General features: G+C 66.2%; 22 protein-coding genes. 17 read left to right on the top strand and 5 right to left on the bottom strand.

Features of this window, described 5'->3' with window-relative positions; genetic code table 11:
• The first annotated feature begins 49 nt into the window (after positions 1-49).
• From MKW15_RS15290 to MKW15_RS15280, 3 genes are all read left to right on the top strand, one after another.
• Positions 50-913: a 3-hydroxybutyryl-CoA dehydrogenase gene (locus MKW15_RS15290; RefSeq protein ID WP_308221057.1), complete on the top strand. Its 864-nt coding sequence runs from the start codon at positions 50-52 to the stop codon at positions 911-913.
• A 217-nt stretch (positions 914-1,130) separates the two neighbouring features.
• Positions 1,131-1,892: a heparin-binding hemagglutinin gene (locus MKW15_RS15285; RefSeq protein WP_240859746.1), complete on the top strand. Its 762-nt coding sequence runs from the start codon at positions 1,131-1,133 to the stop codon at positions 1,890-1,892.
• A 110-nt stretch (positions 1,893-2,002) separates the two neighbouring features.
• Positions 2,003-3,181 carry a benzoate/H(+) symporter BenE family transporter gene (locus tag MKW15_RS15280; RefSeq protein ID WP_240859744.1) on the top strand — a complete coding sequence of 393 codons (1,179 nt, stop codon included), beginning with the start codon at positions 2,003-2,005 and terminating at the stop codon, positions 3,179-3,181.
• A gap of 33 nt (positions 3,182-3,214) precedes the next feature.
• On the opposite strand, the gene MKW15_RS15275 is transcribed toward MKW15_RS15280, so the two are convergent.
• From MKW15_RS15275 to MKW15_RS15265, 3 genes are read right to left on the bottom strand one after another with little or no spacing between them, the layout of a single operon-like run.
• Positions 3,215-4,081 (bottom strand): PPK2 family polyphosphate kinase, encoded by an 867-nt coding sequence (locus MKW15_RS15275; protein WP_240859742.1) that lies wholly within the window; start codon positions 4,079-4,081, stop codon positions 3,215-3,217.
• Positions 4,078-5,013 (bottom strand): SDR family NAD(P)-dependent oxidoreductase, encoded by a 936-nt coding sequence (locus MKW15_RS15270; protein WP_240859741.1) that lies wholly within the window; start codon positions 5,011-5,013, stop codon positions 4,078-4,080. The genes MKW15_RS15275 and MKW15_RS15270 overlap by 4 nt, the downstream gene beginning before the upstream one ends.
• Complete coding sequence (locus MKW15_RS15265; protein ID WP_240859737.1) at positions 5,010-5,822, bottom strand: TetR/AcrR family transcriptional regulator; 813 nt, start codon at positions 5,820-5,822, stop codon at positions 5,010-5,012. The genes MKW15_RS15270 and MKW15_RS15265 overlap by 4 nt, the downstream gene beginning before the upstream one ends.
• A 115-nt stretch (positions 5,823-5,937) precedes the next feature.
• On the opposite strand from MKW15_RS15265, the gene MKW15_RS15260 reads away from it, so the two are divergent.
• The 6 genes from MKW15_RS15260 to MKW15_RS15235 all read left to right on the top strand — a co-directional run bounded on the left by MKW15_RS15260 (position 5,938) and on the right by MKW15_RS15235 (position 11,452).
• On the top strand, positions 5,938-7,275 hold the full coding sequence (locus MKW15_RS15260) for a DUF445 domain-containing protein (RefSeq protein ID WP_240859736.1): 1,338 nt from the start codon (positions 5,938-5,940) through the stop codon (positions 7,273-7,275).
• A 209-nt stretch (positions 7,276-7,484) separates the two neighbouring features.
• A complete protein-coding gene (locus MKW15_RS15255) occupies positions 7,485-7,976 on the top strand; it encodes a helix-turn-helix domain-containing protein (protein WP_240859900.1) in 492 nt (163 codons plus the stop codon).
• A gap of 60 nt (positions 7,977-8,036) precedes the next feature.
• Positions 8,037-9,074 carry an apolipoprotein A1/A4/E family protein gene (locus tag MKW15_RS15250; protein WP_240859735.1) on the top strand — a complete coding sequence of 346 codons (1,038 nt, stop codon included), beginning with the start codon at positions 8,037-8,039 and terminating at the stop codon, positions 9,072-9,074.
• A gap of 92 nt (positions 9,075-9,166) precedes the next feature.
• Positions 9,167-9,460, top strand: coding sequence for a DUF2516 family protein (locus MKW15_RS15245; protein WP_276615046.1), 294 nt, complete (start codon positions 9,167-9,169; stop codon positions 9,458-9,460).
• 27 nt (positions 9,461-9,487) lie between these two features.
• Positions 9,488-10,237: a MerR family transcriptional regulator gene (locus MKW15_RS15240; protein WP_240859732.1), complete on the top strand. Its 750-nt coding sequence runs from the start codon at positions 9,488-9,490 to the stop codon at positions 10,235-10,237.
• 144 nt (positions 10,238-10,381) lie between these two features.
• Positions 10,382-11,452 carry an alpha/beta fold hydrolase gene (locus tag MKW15_RS15235; RefSeq protein WP_240859730.1) on the top strand — a complete coding sequence of 357 codons (1,071 nt, stop codon included), beginning with the start codon at positions 10,382-10,384 and terminating at the stop codon, positions 11,450-11,452.
• Between the two features lie 22 nt (positions 11,453-11,474).
• Here the strand turns inward: MKW15_RS15235 and MKW15_RS15230 are convergent, their stop codons facing one another.
• Positions 11,475-12,608, bottom strand: coding sequence for a UDP-N-acetylmuramate dehydrogenase (locus MKW15_RS15230; RefSeq protein WP_276615039.1), 1,134 nt, complete (start codon positions 12,606-12,608; stop codon positions 11,475-11,477).
• Positions 12,609-12,667: 59 nt separating this feature from the next.
• Here MKW15_RS15230 and MKW15_RS15225 point away from each other — a divergent pair, with 59 nt between their 5' ends.
• From MKW15_RS15225 to MKW15_RS15200, 6 genes are all read left to right on the top strand, one after another.
• On the top strand, positions 12,668-13,168 hold the full coding sequence (locus MKW15_RS15225; RefSeq protein ID WP_240859729.1) for a DUF2505 domain-containing protein: 501 nt from the start codon (positions 12,668-12,670) through the stop codon (positions 13,166-13,168).
• A 10-nt stretch (positions 13,169-13,178) separates the two neighbouring features.
• On the top strand, positions 13,179-13,688 hold the full coding sequence (locus MKW15_RS15220) for a DUF2505 domain-containing protein (protein WP_240859728.1): 510 nt from the start codon (positions 13,179-13,181) through the stop codon (positions 13,686-13,688).
• Positions 13,689-13,765: 77 nt separating this feature from the next.
• Entirely contained in the window at positions 13,766-14,470 is a 705-nt protein-coding gene (locus MKW15_RS15215) for a class I SAM-dependent methyltransferase (RefSeq protein WP_240859898.1), read from the top strand.
• Between the two features lie 10 nt (positions 14,471-14,480).
• Positions 14,481-15,329, top strand: a complete 849-nt coding sequence (locus tag MKW15_RS15210) for a carbon-nitrogen hydrolase family protein (protein WP_240859727.1) — start codon at positions 14,481-14,483, stop codon at positions 15,327-15,329.
• A gap of 25 nt (positions 15,330-15,354) precedes the next feature.
• Positions 15,355-16,614 (top strand): hypothetical protein, encoded by a 1,260-nt coding sequence (locus tag MKW15_RS15205; RefSeq protein ID WP_240859726.1) that lies wholly within the window; start codon positions 15,355-15,357, stop codon positions 16,612-16,614.
• Positions 16,615-16,708: 94 nt separating this feature from the next.
• Positions 16,709-17,500, top strand: coding sequence for a DUF1542 domain-containing protein (locus MKW15_RS15200; RefSeq protein WP_240859722.1), 792 nt, complete (start codon positions 16,709-16,711; stop codon positions 17,498-17,500).
• Between the two features lie 333 nt (positions 17,501-17,833).
• Here the strand turns inward: MKW15_RS15200 and purU are convergent, their stop codons facing one another.
• Positions 17,834-18,715: a formyltetrahydrofolate deformylase gene (gene purU, locus MKW15_RS15195; RefSeq protein WP_240859720.1), complete on the bottom strand. Its 882-nt coding sequence runs from the start codon at positions 18,713-18,715 to the stop codon at positions 17,834-17,836.
• Positions 18,716-18,742: 27 nt separating this feature from the next.
• Here purU and deoC point away from each other — a divergent pair, with 27 nt between their 5' ends.
• On the top strand, positions 18,743-19,420 hold the full coding sequence (gene deoC, locus MKW15_RS15190) for a deoxyribose-phosphate aldolase (protein ID WP_240859717.1): 678 nt from the start codon (positions 18,743-18,745) through the stop codon (positions 19,418-19,420).
• Positions 19,421-19,557: 137 nt separating this feature from the next.
• Complete coding sequence (locus tag MKW15_RS15185) at positions 19,558-19,827, top strand: hypothetical protein (RefSeq protein ID WP_240859715.1); 270 nt, start codon at positions 19,558-19,560, stop codon at positions 19,825-19,827.
• Positions 19,828-19,904 lie beyond the last annotated feature (77 nt).

Below are 19,904 nucleotides of genomic sequence, written 5' to 3'. Positions count from 1 at the left end.
GCGAGATCAGTTGTTGCGTTTGGTCTTTGGTTGCTGTTAGGAGTTCCTGGTGGTTAGTCACGGGATCACGCGGGTGGGTGTGGTCGGTGCGGGGCAGATGGGTGCGGGGATCGCCGAGGTCTGCGCGCGTGCGAACACCGACGTGCTGGTCTTCGAATCCACTCGTGAGCTCGCCGCGGCCGGACGGACGCGGGTGCTGCGCTCGCTCGACAGGGGAGTCTCGAGCGGCAAACTCACCGAACGGGAGCGCGAGCAGGCTGCGCTGCGACTCCGATTCACCTCGGATCTCGGCGAGTTCGCCGACCGTCAACTCGTGTGCGAGGCCGTCGTCGAAGACGAGGACGTCAAGGCAGAGCTGTTCGCGCAACTCGACAAGGTCGTCACCGACCCGGAGGCGGTACTCGCCTCCAACACGTCGTCGATCCCGATCATGAAGCTGGGCATGGCAACTCAAGATGCCGGACGCGTCGTCGGGTTGCACTTCTTCAACCCGGTGCCGGTGCTCCCGCTCGTCGAACTGGTCACGACGCTCGCCACCGCCCCCGAGGTCGGCAATCGTGCCGAGGCCTTCGCCCACGACGTGCTGGGCAAACAGGTGGTGCGATCGGCAGACCGATCGGGGTTCGTCGTCAACGCACTGCTCGTGCCATATCTGCTCTCGGCGATTCGCATGGTGGAAAGCGGATTTGCGACCGTCGAGGACATCGACAAGGCGATGGTGCTCGGCTGTGCCCATCCGATGGGGCCGCTCAAACTCGCCGACCTGGTCGGCCTCGATACGGTGAAGGCGATCGCCGACAAGATGTACGAAGAATTCAAGGAACCTCTGTACTCGCCGCCGCCGGTACTGCTTCGCATGGTCGAGGCCGGGCGGCTGGGCAAAAAGGCCGGTCGGGGCTTCTACCAGTACTGATAGGACTCCTGGGTGGTGAGCTATGCCACACTGCTAGCAGATTGCTTGCATTTGCTAGCAGGGCGTGGATACTGGGTAGTGGAAGCACCAATACCGAGAGCGCCGCGGGTTCACCCCCTGACGATGGCTATCTCCCTTCCCCGGCATTGACGCCGGAGTGTGACGAGACTGCCACTGCCGCAGCGTGATTGGTGACCACAATCAAAGGAGTCCACCAATGACCACCGCAGAGCGTACCTACGCAAACCCCCTCTATGCTGCCGTTGGTGCAGGCGATTACGCCTACCAGCAGGTGACCGAAGCGCTGACCGACCTGCGCGAACGCACCGAGTCGGCCGCCGAGACCGCCCAGGCGCGTCTCGAAGCCCGGTACGAAGAGGCCAAGACCCGTTTCACCGCGCTGCCCGAGACTGCGCAGGCCCGGTTCGAGGAGACCAAGACCCGCGTCGAAGGACTCCCCGAAGAAGTTCCCGCGACCGTCGAGGATCTGCGCGCCAAGCTGACCGTCGACGAGCTGCGCAAGTACGCAGATCCCTACGTGGACAAGGCAACCGAGTTCTACAACTCGCTCGCCGAGCGTGGCGAGGCAGCCGTCGAGAAGTTGCGCACCCGCCCCGTGGTGCAGGAGAACCTGACCCGCGCGGAGAAGGCCTACAACGACGCCGTCGACCTCACCGAGGACGCGCTGGGCGTTGTCTCGAGCCAGACTCGTCTCGTCGGTGACCGTGCTGCCAAGATCGCCGGCCGCGTGAGCGGTAAGGTCGAAGACGCCGCAGTCGCCATCGAGGAAGCCGGTGCAACCCTGAAGTCCGAGGCCGACGATGTCGCCGAGGAGATCAGCGGCGCCGCCGGAACCGTCGAGGCCAAGGGCCGTACCGCCAACGCCTCGCCCGCGAAGAAGATCGCGGCTGCGAAGAAGGCACCGGCCAAGAAGGCTCCCGCCAAGAAGGCCCCGGCCAAGAAGGCCCCGGCCAAGTAAGACCCCGGCCAAGTAAGACTCACAACTTCAGAAGCCAACGGCCCCTGCGGTGTTCACCGCGGGGGCCGTTGCCTTTCGGCTTCGGTGCCGACGCACCCTATGCTGACCGCATGACCACATCCACGCCTTCGTCGCTCAGCGAACCCATCGTCGCGGGTGTGGTCACCGCGCTCGTCGGCTTCACCTCATCGTTCGCCGTCGTGGTGGCCGGTCTGCGGGCAGTCGGAGCAGATCCGGTCGAGGCGGCATCCGGGCTGCTCGCCCTCACTGTGACCTTCGGGATCGGGACGGCCCTGCTGTGCGTGGTCTATCGCCGGCCGATCACCCTGGCGTGGTCGACTCCCGGAGCGGCGATGCTCGCGTCGATGGGGGCGTCGTATCACGGCGGCTGGTCGGCGGCAGTGGGAGCGTTCGTCGTCGTCGGATTGCTGATCGTGGCCACTGGCCTGGTTCCGGCACTCGGCGAGTTGATCGGCCGCATCCCCACGCCGATCGCCCAGGCGATGCTCGCCGGTGTGCTCCTCACCCTGTGCCTCGCTCCGATGAAATCGCTTGTGCTGGAGCCTGTTCTGACCATACCGATACTTCTGGTGTGGCTCGCCGCGACCCGATGTGCGCCGCGGTGGGCGTTGCCGCTGACCCTGGCGACCGCACTCGTCGTGATTACCGTCTACTTGCTGATTCACGGGTACGACGACGCCGGTCAGACATCGTGGTGGCCCCAACTGGCATGGACCACACCGTCGTTCGATCTTTCGGCGATCGTAGGGATCGCGGTGCCGTTGTACATCGTCACCATGGCGTCCCAGAACGTGCCCGGGGTGGCCGTACTGAAGTCCTTCGGGTACGAAACGCCCTGGCGGGCAGCGATGCTCGTGACCGGAGCAACCACCCTCGTCAGTGCGCCCTTCGGTGGACATGCCAACAACCTCGCCGCCCTGTCGGCCGCGTTGGCCGCCGGGGAGGAAGCGGGCGCCGATCGGTCGAGGCGATGGATCGCGGGCGTGTCGGGCGGAATCAGCTACCTCGTCCTGGCGGTGCTGTCGGGAACGCTGGTCACGATAGCCACCATCGCGCCGGCCGGACTGCTGGAGGCGGTGGCCGGACTGGCGCTGTTGATGACCTTCGCGAACGCACTGCTCGGAGCGCTGGGTCACGTCGAGTACCGGATCCCCGCGGCCCTCACATTTGTCACGGCGGCCGCGGGCGTCACCTTCGGCGGGATCGGTGCCGCGTTCTGGGCGCTGGTGGTCGGGCTGATCGCGCACTTCGGGCTACGACGATCGTGATGTTGCCGGCGTCCACCACCTCTGCGCTGCCACTCAGTCGAGCGCGGCAACCCGCTTGCGTTCGGTCTCGACGTCGAAATCGGCTTTGGGCCAATCGAGATCGAGTCCCTGGAGTGCGCCGACGAGGAGTTCGCACACGGCGAGCCGTGCAAACCACTTCTTGTTCGCCGGGATGAGATGCCAAGGGGCGGAGTCGTTGTCGGTCAGGTCGAAAATCGCCTGATATGCCTCGAGGTACTGGTCCCAGAAGCCTCGTTCGTCGATGTCGCCCGGGTTGTACTTCCAGTACTTGTCGGGGCGATTGAGTCTCTCGGTCAGCCGCACCTTCTGTTCGTCCTTGCTCACCACGAGACAGCACTTGATCACGGTGGTGCCCGTCTCCACGAGATCCCGCTCGAACTGGTTGATCATCTCGTAGCGCTTCTCCCATTCCGCTTGCGGCACAAGGTTGTGCACACGCACAGGCAGGACGTCCTCGTAGTGCGAGCGGTCGAAGATGCCGATCCGGCCCGCCGGTGGCAACGCCTTGTGGATCCGCCACAAGAAGTCGTGTTCGAGTTCCTCCGGGGTGGGTTTGCCGAAGCCGCGGATGACCAGACCCTGCGGGTCGAGGAGGCCACCCACGTGGCGCACGATGCCGCCCTTGCCTGCCGTGTCCATGCCCTGCAGAACGAGCAGCACCGACCGGTTGTCACCGGATCGGCCATTGGCGTACAACAACTCCTGCAGGTCGGCGAGGACTTCACCACGCTCGACGAGGAGTTGTTCGCCAAGTGCCTTGTCGCCGGTGAAACCGGGCGTCGACTCCGGGTCGAAGGAGGCGATCGGGCCGAGCGAGCTGACCCGCAGCGCCTCCGACGCGGGCGTCGACCAACCGGTCTTGTTGTGGTTCTTGCTCATTGGACCTCTTCTCCAGTGAAGTGGTCTCGACTCGCCGCCTCGCCCAGGGGCTCGGTGGCGGCTCCGCCGGATCGAGCCGACACCGAGCGGAGCGAGGAGTCGTGTCGAGATCGACCAGCGTGATGACCAGCGGGTGTTGAGGAAGACGCCGTCGGCGGGAACATCGGCCCACCACCGAACGCCGCGCGATGGGAGTCCGGTGGCGTCCCGTCGTTGTTGACGATGCCGTAGCCGGCGCCGAGTTCGGCGGTCACCAGGGTGTGGCCGTTGTATCCGCACAGTTGCGGATCGCGGGCGAGGGCTGCGATCACGCGGCCGACGAACTCGGGGTCCTCGGCACGGTCCAGTGAGAAGCCGGCGAACTCGTCCACCCCGAGCGACAGCAGCAGCTCGGTGCGAATCAGGCCGAGCCACAACGACACTGCGGTGACGCCGGTGCCGACGAGTTCGGTGCCCATGTCGTAGGCCATCTTGTCCAAGGCGCTCTTGCTCATGCCGTACAGCACCGAGTGCAGGTGTCCGCGGGAACCGAACGACGAGATGTTGGCGATGAGGCCGGAACCGGCGGCGGTCATCATCGCCGCCGCGTGCACCGACGCGACGTAGTGCGCGCGCAGCCCGACCCCGATCAGCGTGTCCCAGTCGTTCACCGGGCGTTCCCAGAACCGGTCGGAGAATCCGCCGAAGCCACGCGGCGCCGCCCAGGCGTTGTTCACCAGCAGATCCAGGCGGCCATGGTCGGCGGCGATCCGGCCGAAGACCTCGGCGACCGCGTCGTCGTCGGTGTGGTCGCAGCCCACGGCGATCGCGCCATCGGGTCCCGCGCCCTTGCGGGAGGTGACGTAGGTGGTCCAACCGTCGGCGATCAGAGCGCGTGCGACCCCGTGGCCGACGCCGCGGCTGGCACCCGTAACCAATGCCACTGGACTCACGCCTGCCTCCTCGCTTCGGTGTCCGGCGTCTCGCCGATCGGTGGGTCGGGCAGCGGCGGGGGAGATGCGACGAACTCTTCCCGCGAACCATTGACCGCCGCGATCCCGACGATTGCGCTCCACGCCATCATCGTCAGGTAGTCGATGACGGCCTCGACGTCCATCGTGCGATCCGCCATCCACCAGTCGACGACGCGCTGGATGCCGCCGACCAGCACATTCGACCAGACCACGGCACCGTCGGTGTCGGCAGCTCGCTCGGTCATCCGCATGACGATGGTCGCCGACAGCAACTGCGCGACCAACTTCTCGGATTCGGCGGGAGCCGGCGACGAGGTCGGTGAACTCGCCAGCGCGAACTTGTACAGGTTCGGTTCGTCGGCGACAGCGTGGACATAGACGGCGATGACGGTGCGGGTCAGCGTGTACTCGTCGACGTCGTCGTGAATGGCCTCGATCAGACGCGGTAGGAGCACGGTCTCGAAGAACCGGACGGTCGTCGCCACGCCCAGATCGCTCTTGTCGGCGAAATAGCGGTACAGGACTGTCTTGGAGACGCCGATGTGGCCGGCGATCTCGTCCATCCCGACGTCCGGCCCGAGCTCACGGACCGCGTCGATGACGCCGTCGGTCAGTTCGGATCGTCGGGCCTGCTTGTGCTTCTCCCAGCGCTGGCGTCGTCCGTCGGGTTTGGTCCCGTTCTCGCTGACGGTGCTCAGCAGCGCTTGCTCGAGGCCCCGGGTGACACTGGCCGCCGCCGTCAGCGCGGCGCGCGCGGCCGCCGCGGGTTTGGGACGGGTGGGCTTCATGGGGCAAGCGTAATTGACGTCGCATTCACCGAGGTACGCGATGAAGGTCTCGAACCGGCCTGTTCGACGGCGTCGGAGCATGTGCAGGCTCGCCGCGACGGGTAAGACTGGATTCATGTCTTCCACAGTGGTCCCGGAAGTGCGGGACGAACCCGGGAGGCCGGCACCGCGATCGGCACCCGGCTTTGCCGGTGATGGTGCCGGCGACGCTCGCCGGCGTCGAGACCTACGCAAGATGAAGGTGGTCGCGACCAGCTTCCTCGTGTTCGCGGCGATCGTCTACCTGTTCGCCCGCTACCTCGAACACCGCGACGGCGCGGACGTGGCCGCGTGGGTCGGGTATGTGCGGGCCGCGGCCGAGGCCGGCATGGTCGGCGCCCTCGCCGACTGGTTTGCGGTGACCGCGCTGTTCCGGCATCCGTTGGGCCTGCCGATTCCGCACACCGCATTGATCCGCAAGAAGAAGGACGACATCGGCGACCAGCTCGGCGAGTTCATCGAAGACAACTTCATGACCCCGGAGGTGGTGGTCCACCGCGCCGAACAGCTGGACCTGCCGCGTCGTCTGTCGACGTGGCTCGCCGATCCGCGCAACGCCCCCCGGGTGTCCGACGAGGCCGCGCGGCTGATCCAGCTGGCGTCGGAGATGCTGCGCGACGAGGACGTCGAACAGCTCATCCAGGCGGCGCTGAAGTGGGCTGCCGAGCCGGAGTGGGCGCCGCCGACCGGTCGCATCCTGGAGCAACTGATCGCCGAGGATCGTCTGGACCCGGTGTTCCAGTTGCTGTGCGACCGCGCGCACGAGTGGGCGCTGGGCAGCCAGGACCTCATCGACCGCGTGGTCGACAAGGACGGTCCGTCGTGGACACCGAAGTTCGTCAACAACTTCGTCGGCGACAAGATCTACCGCGAACTCGTCGACTTCACCTACAAGGTCCGCACCGACCCCAATCACGAGCTTCGTCGGTCGATGCACGAGTTCGTCGAGCAGTTCTCCCAGGATCTGCAGCACGACCCGGACATGATCGCGAAGTTCGAAGGCATCAAGCAGGAGCTCGTGGGGCGCGACGAGGTGACCGGAGCCGCGTCGACCGCGTGGAAGACGGGCAAGGCCGTGATCGAGCAGATGCTGGCCGACCCCAACAGTACGTTGCGAAACACGTTGTCGGACTCAATTATTCGGCTGGCGGTCCGGATTCGCGACGACCGTCCGCTGCAGGAGAAGATGAATGGATGGGTGGCCCGGGTGGCCCATCACGTCGCTGCGAACTATTCGCAGGAGATCATCTCGGTGATCACCGAGACCGTCCGCGGGTGGGATGCCGACGACACGAGCCGCAAGATCGAGTTGCAGGTCGGACGGGATCTGCAGTTCATCCGGATCAACGGCACGGTGGTCGGTTCGTTGGCAGGACTCGCGATCTATACGGTGTCGGTGCTGATCTTCCATTGATCCAAGCATTTCGCGCCGGCCAGGAATCGAGTTGAGTTGGAGAACGCGAGTGCTGCAGCACTCTCGTTCTCCAACTCGGCTCCGGTTGTCGCGGGTGCCATGCGAGCAGGCGTCTCGTCCTCTCCTCGCGGGTTAGCGCTCTGCTTGCTTCTGCTAGCACGCGAGGTCGATACTTGGCAGGACAGGTGATCGACGACGATGGGAACACGATGCACGCGGAGCAGCCCGAGGAGCCTGCACCCCAGCCGGACCCAGCCGGGGTGACTGCAGCCGGGGTGACTGCAGCCGGGGTGACTGCAGACGGGGCCGATGCCACCGACGACGACGGCGCGTCGAATGCGGTTGAGGCAGTGGCCAATGCGGCTCAGGACATCGGTGCGTTCATCCGTTCGCAGCGTGTGGCGGCGGAGGTGTCACTGCGTCAGCTCGCCGAACGTGCCGGGGTGAGCAATCCGTATCTGAGTCAGATCGAGCGCGGACTTCGTAAGCCGTCGGCGGACGTGCTCGCTCAAATCGCCAAGGGGCTGCGCGTTTCTGCCGAGGTCCTCTACGTGCGGGCGGGGATTCTCGAGGAACGTCCGGCGAGTCCGGTGCGCGACGCGTTGATCGCCGACGACTCGATCAACGAGCGGCAGAAGCAGATGTTGTTGGAGATCTACGACTCTTTCCGAAAGGAGAACGCAGCAGACGGCAACTCGTGATCTCCTGAACACGAACGTCCTTTCCCTGTCGCAATCTCCACCCTGCAAGGAGCTACCGATATGACCGACAATCCGTTGGCGACCGCCGTCGCCCAGGTGTCCGCTCTGCTCGCGGAAGCGCGCGAGCGTGGTGAGGCGGCCGGCGAGCAAGCCCAGTCGAAGCTTGCTGAGACTGTCGGAAGTACCCAGTCGAAGCTCGCTGAGACTGTCGAGTCCACGCAGGCCAAGTTGGCCGAGACGGTGGAGACCACCCAGTCGAAGCTTGCGGAGACTGTTGAGACCACCCAGGCGAAACTGACCGAGAGGGTCGAGACCACACAAGCGAAGCTCACCGGGTCGCGGGACGATGCGCAGGCGCGGATCGACGATGCGCTGGCGACGGCGTTGGCGTTGTTCGAGGAGGCCAGGGTCAAGCTGTCGTCGTTGCCGATCGAGGTGCCCGCGGAGCTCGAGGAGTTGCGGACGAGGTTCTCGTCGGACGAGTTGCGCAAGGTCGCCGAGGCGTACCTGGCGGTCGCTGCCGGATTGTTGACGTCACTGTCGGAGCGCAGCGAAGAGGTTGTCGAGAAGCTGAAGTCGCAGCCGGTGGTCGAAGCGAATCTGCCGAAGCTGGAGAAGGTGTACAGCGACGCCGTCGGGCTCACCGAGGACGCGCTCGGGGTGGTGTCGGCGCAGACGCGTCTGGTCGGAGAGCGCGCCGCGAAACTGACGGGTGGGTCGTCGAGCTCTCCCGCACAGAAGAGTCCCGCCAAGAAGGCTCCCGCCAAGAAGGCGGTCGCGAAGAAGACCCCAGCGAAGAAGGCAGCTCCGACGAAGCCGGCGGCGACGAAGGCCGCACCTGCACAGAAGGCGCCTGCGAAGAAGGCGGCAGCAAAGCAAGCTCCGGCAAAGAAGGCGCCTGCAAAGAAAGCTCCGGCAAAGAAGGCCCCCGCCAAGAAGGCAGCTGCGAAGAAGGCCGAGTCGGTGAAGGCGCCCGCGAAGAAGGCTGCAGCGAAGAAGGCTGCCGCGAAGAAGACCGCAGCGAAGAACACCGCAGCCAAGAAAGTGGCAGGGAAGAAGGCGCCGGCCAAGAAAGCGGGCGGGCGCACCGCCGGCTGACATCGTCGCGACCCCGGGGCGGCTTGCCGAGTCACAATCGGCGGTCGATTCGTCGGGGCTACTACAGTGATGGCGTGGATTTCTTCTCAGTCATGTCCGCCGGACAGAACCTGATCCTGTGGGCGTTGACCGTCGTCGCGGGTGTGGCGTCGTTGATCGCCCTCATGCACGCAGCGATCCAGCGCAAAGATGCCTTCCCCGCGGTCGATCGGCAGTCGAAGGTCATCTGGGTGGCATTGCTGGCCGGTGCGACGCTGTTCATCTGGTTCTTCCAGGCGCCGTCGCTGCTGTACCTGGTCGGCGTTGTCGCCATGCTCGTGTACATCGTCGACGTGCGACCGCGAGTCGACGCGATCCAAGGCAAGTCGTGGTTCAAGAAGGCGTGATCACCGCTGCAGAGAGGCGCTGACGTCGTGGCCGAGTATCGGATCAACGAACTGGCCGAGGCGTCGGGCGTGAGCGTCCGCAACATCCGCGTCTACCAGGACCGAGGATTGCTGCCCGCACCGATCATTCGGGGTCGGGTCGGCTGGTACTCCGACGAACACCTCGTCCGGCTCAATCTGATCTCACGGATGCTCGAACGCGGCTACACGTTCGCGACGATCAGCGAACTCCTGCACGCCGCTCACCATGGGATGCGCGTGGAGCAAGTGCTCCGCGGAACCCCGAAGACCGGGCGGTTCCGCAACTTCAAGCGCGCTGCGACGATCACCATCACCGAGTTACGCAAGACCCTCAACGCGAGCGACCGGTCGATCGCACTCAGCCAGAAACTCGGCTTGCTCGCCAAGGACGGCGCGCACTATGCGATCAAGAACCCGGAACTGCTCGAGGGCGCCGAGGTGCTGGTGAAGAGCGGCATCGACATCGACGTACTGCTCGACCGCTGGGTGCGCGTCCAGGGCGACCTCGAAGACGTCGCACAGAGCTTTGTCTCCATCATCACCGACCGGTACTTCGACGAGAACCTGCCCGACCTCGGTGAGGCCGGCGTCAGCAGAATGGCCGAACTGATCCAGACGGTGCGGCCGATGGCCCACGAGATCGTCGAGACCACCTTCCGCAAGGCGCTCGACGAGCAGATCTCGAAGGCGATCGGCGAGGCCGCGACCTACTTCGATGCTGCCCAGGAAACCCCCGCAGAGCCGGACCGGCCTTGAGGTTGCCATCGCGCTCGGAAACCGAGCGCGATTGCAACCTCGTCGACGGACGCCCAGCAGCCCATCGCATACGACAATGAGCATTGGTACATTGGAGGCCGATGCACGTGGGCAGCGACGCCGGACGTGAGTAGGGAGTGTGCGGTGAAGAAGAGTTCAACGGCCGCGGTTGTTGGTGCGGCGCTCGGCGCGGGCGTTGTCGGACTCGGTGTGGGCACCATCTTCGCCGGCATCGCACGCGATGCCTTTCGCGCGGAACCGGCTGTCGACGACGGTCCCGACGACCTGCTCAAGGCGCCCAGCACCTCACCGACGCGTCCGGTGGTGCACACCGCGGACCGCACGCGGCTCAACGTCGAGGTGCATGGCCCGTCGATCGACGATCACGACCACGACGTCCTCGTGATGGTGCACGGCTGGACCTGTAACACCGCGTATTGGTACCCGCAGATCAACGCGTTGGCCGGGGATCGGACCGTGGTTGCCTACGATCAGCGTGGACACGGCACCAGTGAGCGTGGTCGGCGGCGGCCGACCGTCGCGATGCTGGGTGAGGACCTCGACGCGGTGCTCGACGCGGTGGTCCCCGAGGGTCGACGAGCGGTTCTGGTCGGACACAGCATGGGCGGCATGACCATCATGTCGTGGGCGGCCCAGTTCCCCGACCGGGTCGCCGACCGCGTGTCCGGGGTCGCGCTGACCTCGACCGCCGCCAAGGCCGTGCTCCAGAATCACGCGCTCGTCCCGGTGAACCTGCCGCGCTACACACGGCCGTTCGAGGCGACCGTGGGCAAACTGTTCACCTCGACGCCGGTGCCGATTCCGAAGACCCCCTACGGTGGTCGGCTGTCGCACTACATCGCCCTGGGCCCCAACGCACGCAAGTCGCATGTGGACTTCGTGGACGAGATGATCGGCGCCTGCCCTCCGCGGTCCCGGGCCGGATGGGGTGCCGCGATGGGCAAGCTCGACGTGACCGCCGGGTTGGAGGCGCTCTCGGTCCCGACCACGGTCATCGTCGGCACCGACGATCGGCTGACGCCGCCCGCGCATGCCGAACAGATGGCAGAGGTGTTGCGGCGCAACGGGAATCTCCGCGACCTCGTGGTCTACGACGGTGTCGGGCACATGTCGAGCATCGAGGCCGCCGAGCGGTTCAACGAGTTGCTGGGTGACATTCTCGCGGACGTGGCGAAGGAGCGGGTCGAAGTCTGAGCCCGGCAGCCAGGCAGAAGCGCTACAGCTCGCAGTTGACGAGCACGGGTTCGGGACGCAACGTCACACCGAAGGCGTCGTGGACCCCGTCGCGGACGTCGCGTGCGAGGGAGAGTAGTTCGTCGGTGGTGGCGTCGCCCCGATTGGTCAGCGCCAGAGTGTGTTTCGTGGACAAGCGCACCGGCGAGTCGGGTCCCGGATAGCCGCGGGCGAAGCCGGCCCGCTCGATGAGCCAGCCCGCCGAGAGCTTGATGCCGGCCGAGGAGTCCGCTGCGTCAGCCGGGTACGACGGCACGCTGATGTCGGCGCCGAGCACTTCGGTGATCCGACGCACGGCCATTGCTGCCTCCTCGGCGTCGAGGATGGGATTGGTGAAAAACGAACCGGCACTCCAGGTGTCGTGGTCGTCGGCGTCGAGGACCATGCCCTTGGCGCGCCGCAGCCCGACCACCTGCTCGCGTGCCGCAGCGGCGTCGACCCGTTCGCCGGGCTCGACCCCGAGCAGCGTCGACAGTTCGCGGTAGCGGATGGGCTGGCTGAGTCGATTCTCGTTGAGCCAGAACGAGACTGCGACGACGACGAAGTCGTCACGATGCTTCAGATTGCTGGTCCGGTAGCCCAGTCCGAGTTCGGCTGGCGCAACCCAGCGGAGTCCGCCCGAGCGGCGGTCGAGCACCTGCACCTCGCGCAACACATCCGACACCTCGACGCCGTAGGCCCCGACATTCTGTACCGGTGTCGCACCAGCCGCGCCGGGGATGCCCGACAGGCATTCCAGCCCGCCGAACCCGGCATCGAGCGTGGCTGCCACAAGGTCGTCCCAGGTCACGCCGGCGTCGGCGGTCACGTGGCTGCGGCCGGATTCACGGCCGGTGCCGAATTCGATCTTCTCGCTGCCGATCACCACGGCGGTGCCGTCGAACCCCTCGTCGGCGATGACGAGGTTGGAGCCGCCGCCGATGATCAGGACGGGTTCGGCCTGCCGGTCGAGGTCGATGACGGTCTCCACGACGCCGCGTGTGTCCGGACAGCGGACCAGGTCGCGGGCGGGACCGCCGAGACGCAGAGTGGTCAGGTCGGCCAGCGGGGCGGCGTGGCGGATGTCGGTCACGCCCCAACGGTAGCTGTCTGCGTCCTCGGTAGTGGTCTGGGTCATCGGTTGCTGTTGGACGTGCTCGGTCACCCGGTCGCGTCCAACCGGGTAGCGTTGCGCCCATGTCGAGCAAGCTGCAGCATTCGGTCTCCTATCCCTTTTCCACGCAGCGGTTGTGGGAGATCGTGTCCACCGAGCAGTACTGGCACGACCTGGTCGCGCGCATCAATTCCAGCCACGGCCGGGTCGACTCCTTCACCCTCGACGGCGACACGGTGGTGGTCGAGATGCATCAGGGTGTGCCGGCCGACAAGCTGCCGTCGAGCGTTACCAAGATCAAGCCCGGCGACATGGAGATCCCGCGTCGCAACACCTATCGGTTGGTGGGTGACAAGGTCGACGGTGAGATCAGCGCGACCGTCGACGGCGCGCCGGTGAAGATCCGCGGGACGGTCGTGACCACGGGGGATCCGGCCCGAACCGACTACACCGCGGACGTCGCGGTGAGCATTCCGCTGCTCGGTGGGAAGATCGAGAAGTCGGTTATCGGTCAGTTGATCGACTTGCTCGACGCCGAACACGGGCACACCGTCGATTGGGAGCAGGAGAATCGCCTGACGTAGCCTGGTGCCTATGGCACGACGGCTCAGCTATTCCGCACGTTACAAGCACCCTGCGGAGAAGCTCTATCAGGCGCAGAGCACCCGCCAGTACTGGGAAGACATGATGGCGGGGTTCCAGATGATCTCCCCGCACTGCGAGGTCGCATCGTTCACGTCCGACGAGACCGGGCTGCGCGCAACTCTGAAGCAGACGATCGGACGCGACCAGCTTCCGGCGCTGGCGCAGACGGTGTTGATGAAGGACATGGTCATCACCCGTGAGGAGTCCTTCGGTCCGTACGACCCGGACAACACCAAGGGCACCTACAACGCGTCGATCCCGGCCGGACCGGGCAGCCTCAACGGCTGGCAGGAGCTGTTCCCCACCGACACCGGCTGCACGATCCGCAAGACCACCGAGGTCAAGGTCTTCATCCCGTTCGTCAACGCGAAGCTCGAGCAGATGATGCTGGTGAACCTCGTCGACCTGTTCCGGGCCGAGGCGGAGTACGCCAAGGACTGGATCGACAAGAACTTGTGACGTCGGGCGGGTCGCGGCAGGGGAGGATCACCCGCGGCACCACCAACATCAATCGCCTGCGCCGCATCGACCGGTGGATGGCGCACGAACCGCGAGTCCTGGCTGCGCTGTCGAGGTCGACGCCACTCGTCGTCGACCTCGGCTACGGCGCGCGTCCCGACACCACCCTCGAGATGGCTTCCCGTCTGCGGACCGTCGCACCCACGGTTCAGGTCGTGGGGTTGGAGATCGATCCGGAGCGGGTTGTCGAATCCCGCGACGGCGTCCGTTTTGCCCTCGGCGGGTTCGAACTGGCCGGTCTGCGGCCTGACGTCGTCCGCGCGTTCAACGTCCTGCGTCAGTACGACGAAGACGAGGTCGCGGCGGCGTGGACGCAGATGCGGGCCGCACTCGCCCCGACCGGTGTCATCGTCGAGGGCACGTGCGACGAGATCGGCCGACGTTGCGCCTGGATACTGCTCGACGCCGACGGTCCGGTCAGCCTGACGCTGAGCTGGGCGCCCGAGCACACCGACCGGCCGTCGGACATGGCCGAACGCCTTCCCAAGGCCCTCATTCACCGCAATGTGCCGGGTGAGCCGATCCACCGGCTGCTCACCGTCGCCGACCAGTGTTGGGATATCGCGGCACCGCATGCGCCCTACGGGCCGCGAGCCCGGTGGCGGGCGGCGCTGGGGCTGCTCAGACAGCGCGGGGTCGATTGCGCGGTGCCACGTGGCCGGTCCGTCGACAACATCCTGTCGGTTCCTTGGAGTCTGGTTGCCCCCCTGCGCTCCCGTTAGGGTGGCCGGTATGCGTGTGGCGATGGCCCAGATCAGTTCCGGCGACGACCCGGCGGCAAACCTGTCGACGGTGGTCGCCGGGATTCGCGACGCGGCCGCGCAGGGCGCCGACCTGGTGGTCTTCCCCGAAGCCGCCATGTGCCGGTTCGGGGTGCCACTGAAGCCGATCGCCCAGCCGATCGACGGGCCGTGGGCCGACGCCGTGGTGGCAGCCGCCGTCGAGTCCGGGATCACCGCGGTGGCCGGCATGTTCACCCCCGCCGACGACGGTCGGGTCTACAACACGCTGCTGATCGCGCAGCCCGACGGCACCCGGGTCGGCTACGACAAGCTCCATCTCTACGACGCCTTCGGCTTCCAGGAGTCGCGGACGGTCGCACCTGGCACGACACCGGTGACCTTCGACGTCGGCGGCACGACGGTCGGCGTTGCCACCTGCTACGACGTGAGATTTCCGGGGTTGTTCAGCGGGCTCGCGCGTCTGGGCGCCGACGTCATCGTCGTGCCGACATCATGGGGTGCGGGCCCGGGAAAGCGTCACCAATGGGAGGTTCTGGTAACGGCTAGGGCGCTGGATTCGACGTCATTCGTGGTGGGTGTCGGACAGGCGGTACCTGCCGATCCCGACGTGGCCGACTCCGGTGCACCCACCGGAATAGGGCACAGCCAAATCACAGATCCCTTCGGTACGGTGGTCGCCGCGTACGACGAGAGCGTCAAGCTCGACGTTCATGAGCTCGACCTGGCCCTGGTGGAGAAGGCCCGCAAGCAATTGGCCGTTCTCGCCAACGAGATTCACCTTCCCACCGCGTTGACACCCCATCGCATTGACACCGAGAACCCCGACGGGCGGGCGTGAAGCCCACCCACCGAGGACGGAATCCATGACTGACGACAACACCGATCGACCGTCGCCCGCCGAACCGGCATCGCCCGGGTCCGGCGGCGAACACGACGCGCCGACCACCGAGCAGCCCACTGCGGACACCACGTCTGCGGAAACCACGTCGGGGGCCGGGACGACGATCGGGCCCTCCATGCGCAACGACGATTCCCCCGCGACGGAACAGTTCGAGCGGGCGTCGACAGCGCCCTCTCCACGCGCCTACTCCAGCGTGGCGGGCTCTCCAGCAGTCGGCTCGAGTACCGCCCAGTTCGAGACCGGCGCCAACCCGGCCGATGACTTCGGACCGATCCCGCCGGCGTCCGGTCCGCAACCGGCCGTCACTCCGGCAGGAGGGTCGCGCGCGGTTCGGTCGGCACCCGGCAGGAAGAAGCGCAGCGTGACGCAGATTGTCATCGCCTCCGTGGTTGCGGTGGTGCTCGTACTGGTCATCGCCGGCGTCGGTAGCGAACTGTATTTGCGGAATCGACTGACGAACTGTGTGTCGGACTCCATCAGCAAGTCGTCGGGATTCCCCGTCGAGGTGTCGTTGAGCAAGAAGCCGATCGTGTTGCAGTGGATCAGCGGCAAGGCGCCGTGGGCCGAGCTCCACGGCAGTGGCGACAACGGCGAGCTCATCGATGCCCGTGTCGAGAACGTCGCGACGTCCGGCGGTGACATCGGCAGCGTCGACGGGCGGATGAACATCAACGGCATCGCGCTCGACGGTCGGGCCGAGAACATCACCAACGACGGTTCGGACGCGGTACGGTTCGGCAGCCTCGATGCCACCGGAGCGGTCACCTTCGATCGCGTGGTCGCGGCGGGCAAGGAGCAGGGGAACGGCACCGATCCGAACGGTCAGCCCACCGGCATGGCCGGTGGCATCGAGAAGATCACCGGCAACCCGGCCGACCAGACCATCGAGGTGGTGTCGAACTTCCCGGCGCTGTTCATGATGATCCCGGTGATCACCGTCATCAAACCGATCCTGACCGACGGCAAGGTGACCTTCCAGGCCGTCAAGGTGACCGCCGACATCCCGATCCTGAGCAGCATCGCGATCCCGCCGAACTTCGCCCAGCAGATCATCGACCAGGTGACTCCGCAGATGTTCGGGTCATTCTTCAACGAGGTCACCATGACCAACCTCAAGGTGACCGCGACCGGTGTCGATTTCGCGCTGAACGGCAAGGACGTTCGGTTCGAGAAGACGATGATGGCGAATTCCAGCGAGTCGGTGGACTGCTCGATCGTCTGACGTCGCTCGGTTCGTCGGTACGCTGGAGGTGTCCGGTTTGTCGGGCCGTCGGCCCGCCTGATCGGGTCCGACCGCCGTCAACCCTGGAGTTTCGATGCCGACCCTCATCCTGATCATCGTCGTTGTTCTGATCGTGGTCGCGGTGGTCGTCGTCGCGCAGAATCGGTCGGGCACCAGCCGTGCCGAAGCGCTCGACGACGCCAAGGCCGACGCCCGACAGGCCATCGAGCGTCTCGGTGGTCAGGTCTACCTGCTGGTGGGGGATTCGCCCGCGTCCAAGGCGGCGCTCGCCGACGCCGCGGAACGGCACACTGCTGCGGGGTCGCAGATCGACCAGGCCGCGACGCCCGCGCAGGCGCGTCTGGCCAAGCAGACGGCCATCGAGGGGCTCTACTACATCCGCGCGGCGCGAACCGCGATGAACATGGATCCCGGTCCGCCCATCCCGGAGCTCGACGGTCAGAAGAGCGCGGGCGCGGTGACCGAGGACCGGTCCGTCGAATTCGAGGGCCGCGAGGTGGAGGCGTCGCCCACTCCGTCGTCGCGCACGCCGAACTACTATCCGGGCGGTCGGGTTGCCGGACGCCCCGTGCCCGCAGGCTGGTACTCCGAACCGTGGTGGAAACCCGCACTGGTGGCCGGCGCCTGGGGCGTCGGCTCGATGCTCCTGTTCTCGACGCTGTTCGCCGGAATGGCCGGAGTCAATTACGACGCAACGGCTTTCGAGAACGGCGCCGGTGATGGATCGGACGCGAGTGCGTTCGACGGGGGAGACATGGGCGGTGGTGATCCCAGCGGCGGCGATCCCGGCGACTTCGGTGGCGGCGACTTCGGAAGTGACTTCGGCGGTGGGGATTTCGGGGGCGGTGACTTCGGAGGCTTCTGACTTCTGATCCGAAAGTACTGCTTTCGGCCCCCTGAACTGCGGCAATCTGTACCTGGGAGCCCAGTCAAATGCACAGTGCACGTGGCCGGGCTCAGGCGTACAGACAACCGACCGGGGTGGTCGACGTGTTCCTGTGGCCTCACCGGCTCGCCGCAGCTTTTGTGTCCGAAACGGTCTTCCTGAGGTGTCTCCGAGGGCAATATGCCCTCGGAGACAGCTGACGCGGACCGTTCTGGACGGCTCAACTCTTCCCGCCTCCACGATCGTCGCGCAGGGCAAATCCGAGGAAAGGGTCAGGCAATTCGAAGAGTTCGGATGCCGAGGTCCTGGTCCTCAGTTGAACACCACGGTCTTGCGTCCGTGCACCAGGACGCGATCTTCGAGGTGCCAGCGCAATCCCCTTGAGAGAACCAGGGTTTCGATGTCACGACCCTGACGCACCATGTCGGAGACGCCGTCGCCGTGATCGACGCGGATGACATCCTGCTCGATGATCGGTCCGGCGTCGAGGTCGGCGGTCACGTAATGGCAGGTGGCGCCGATGAGCTTCACGCCGCGGGCGAAAGCCTGGTGATAGGGCCGTGCCCCAACGAAACTCGGCAAGAAGCTGTGGTGGATGTTGATCGCGCGGCCTGCCCAGGCGTCGCACAGCTGCGGCGGCAGGATCTGCATGAAGCGGGCGAGAACGATGGCGTCGGGCGAATAGCCATCGACGATGCGACCGACCTCGGCGAACGCGTCGGCCTTGCGGTCGGCGGCGAACGGGACGTGGTGGAAGGGGATGCCGAATCGCTCGGGCAGTTCCTGGAGGTCGCGGTGGTTGCCGATCACCGCGTCGATCGTGGCGGGCAACTCGCCGCGGTAGGAGCGACCCAAGAGGTCAGACAGGCAGTGGCTTTCCTTGCTGACGAGCAGCACCACCGATTTGCGATGCCCGGTGTCGGTCAGCTTCCAGTCCGTGTCGGCGCCGAGCTCGTCGGCGACCTCGGCGGCGAACCGCTCGCGAACCGCGTCGGCGTCGAGGTCGGTGGAGTCGGCGCGAACAGCCTGCCGGGTGAAGAACCAGCCCGTCTCGGCGTCCGAGTGGTAAGCCGCCTCGGTGATCCAGCCGCCGATGTCGGCGAGGAAGGTCGAGATTCGCGCCACGATGCCGGTGCGGTCCGGGCATCCGAGGGTCAGCACATAGCGGTCGTCGGACGAGGCAGATGGGGACACGCAGTTCAGTGTGCCAAGCTCGACGTTGTGACCAAAACCGACCTACGACGTGGTGACGTCGCCGCGATCATCGACCACACCCTGCTCAAGCCGGAGGCCACCCGCGCCGACGTCGAGGCGACCCTTGCCGAGGCGGCCGATCTGGGTGTTTACGCCGTTTGCCTGTCGCCGTCGATGCTGCCCGTCGACAGTGGTGCCCAGAAGCTGTGCGTGGTCGCGGGCTTTCCGTCCGGGAAGCATCACTCGCTGGTCAAGGCGTCGGAGGCGCGTCTCGCAGTCGACACCGGTGCCGAGGAGATCGACATGGTGATCGACGTCGGTGCCGCGGTCGCCGGCAACTACGACGAGGTCTTCAGCGACATCCTCACCGTGCGCGAGGCGATCGGCGACGGTCCATTGCTCAAGGTGATCATCGAGTCGGCGGTGCTGCTCGACCGCGTCGGCCCCGACGCCGTCACCCAGGTGTGCCTCCGCGCGGCGACCGCCGGGGCGTCATATGTGAAGACCTCGACCGGCTTTCACCCCGCTGGCGGCGCCACCGTCGAGGCCGTCCGGCTGATGCGCGACGCCGTCGGCGACACCGTCGGAGTCAAGGCCAGCGGCGGCATTCGCACGGCCGACTTCGCCGAAGAACTCATCGAGGCGGGCGCGAGCCGACTGGGGTTGTCGGCGTCGCGCGCGGTGCTCGACGGTTTTCCTGACTGAGGAGCTGGTCGCTGACATGGAGCGTCTCGAAGTCGACGAGCCTCGAAGCCGCTGCCGCCGAGAGCGTCGAGATCTCTGTCCACACCCCTCCGAGTCCGACAACAATTCTTGTCGTACCCCTCTGCGATAGGGGACACATGTTCGAACCGGGGCGGGACACCAGCGAGGCCACACTGGCCGACGCGGGTGAAACCGATCTGGCCACAGCAGCTTCGGCGTTCACGCATATCGAGTTCGAGGTGATGGCCCGCAAAGTCCTGGCCGCCTACCACCTGGGCCGCAAAGTGTTCGACCGCGTCCAGTCCGCCGACTCCGACCGCTACCGCAAACGCATGCCCGACAAAGCCGCCCTGCGCGAAGTCTCCCTGCATTTCGCCGTGCCCCGGCCACCGCCGGACGGTGGATGACCCTGGGCGCCCTGCTGCAAGACCTGCCGGCGGTGCGGGCAGCGTTTCTGGCCGGGGATCTCTCCGAGTCGCGGGCA

It is taken from the genome of Gordonia gummivorans, assembly GCF_022513585.1.
GTDB lineage: Bacteria > Actinomycetota > Actinomycetes > Mycobacteriales > Mycobacteriaceae > Gordonia.
The sequence above is the reverse complement of the archived record's forward strand: the minus strand, read 5'-3'. Positions and strand labels throughout refer to the sequence as shown.

Excerpts from the sequence above, each read along its gene's own strand:
- MKW15_RS15205 (WP_240859726.1), top strand. The coding sequence starts at position 15,355 with ATGACTGACGACAACACCGATCGACCGTCGCCCGCCGAACCGGCATCG.
- MKW15_RS15220 (WP_240859728.1), top strand. The coding sequence starts at position 13,179 with ATGGCACGACGGCTCAGCTATTCCGCACGTTACAAGCACCCTGCGGAG.
- MKW15_RS15285 (WP_240859746.1), top strand. The coding sequence starts at position 1,131 with ATGACCACCGCAGAGCGTACCTACGCAAACCCCCTCTATGCTGCCGTT.
- MKW15_RS15200 (WP_240859722.1), top strand. The coding sequence starts at position 16,709 with ATGCCGACCCTCATCCTGATCATCGTCGTTGTTCTGATCGTGGTCGCG.
- MKW15_RS15245 (WP_276615046.1), top strand. The coding sequence starts at position 9,167 with ATGTCCGCCGGACAGAACCTGATCCTGTGGGCGTTGACCGTCGTCGCG.
- MKW15_RS15250 (WP_240859735.1), top strand. The coding sequence starts at position 8,037 with ATGACCGACAATCCGTTGGCGACCGCCGTCGCCCAGGTGTCCGCTCTG.
- MKW15_RS15255 (WP_240859900.1), top strand. The coding sequence starts at position 7,485 with ATGCACGCGGAGCAGCCCGAGGAGCCTGCACCCCAGCCGGACCCAGCC.
- MKW15_RS15280 (WP_240859744.1), top strand. The coding sequence starts at position 2,003 with ATGACCACATCCACGCCTTCGTCGCTCAGCGAACCCATCGTCGCGGGT.
- MKW15_RS15275 (WP_240859742.1), bottom strand. The coding sequence starts at position 4,081 with ATGAGCAAGAACCACAACAAGACCGGTTGGTCGACGCCCGCGTCGGAG.
- MKW15_RS15210 (WP_240859727.1), top strand. The coding sequence starts at position 14,481 with ATGCGTGTGGCGATGGCCCAGATCAGTTCCGGCGACGACCCGGCGGCA.
- MKW15_RS15265 (WP_240859737.1), bottom strand. The coding sequence starts at position 5,822 with ATGAAGCCCACCCGTCCCAAACCCGCGGCGGCCGCGCGCGCCGCGCTG.
- MKW15_RS15185 (WP_240859715.1), top strand. The coding sequence starts at position 19,558 with ATGTTCGAACCGGGGCGGGACACCAGCGAGGCCACACTGGCCGACGCG.
- MKW15_RS15225 (WP_240859729.1), top strand. The coding sequence starts at position 12,668 with ATGTCGAGCAAGCTGCAGCATTCGGTCTCCTATCCCTTTTCCACGCAG.
- MKW15_RS15215 (WP_240859898.1), top strand. The coding sequence starts at position 13,766 with ATGGCGCACGAACCGCGAGTCCTGGCTGCGCTGTCGAGGTCGACGCCA.
- MKW15_RS15230 (WP_276615039.1), bottom strand. The coding sequence starts at position 12,608 with ATGACCCAGACCACTACCGAGGACGCAGACAGCTACCGTTGGGGCGTG.
- MKW15_RS15260 (WP_240859736.1), top strand. The coding sequence starts at position 5,938 with ATGTCTTCCACAGTGGTCCCGGAAGTGCGGGACGAACCCGGGAGGCCG.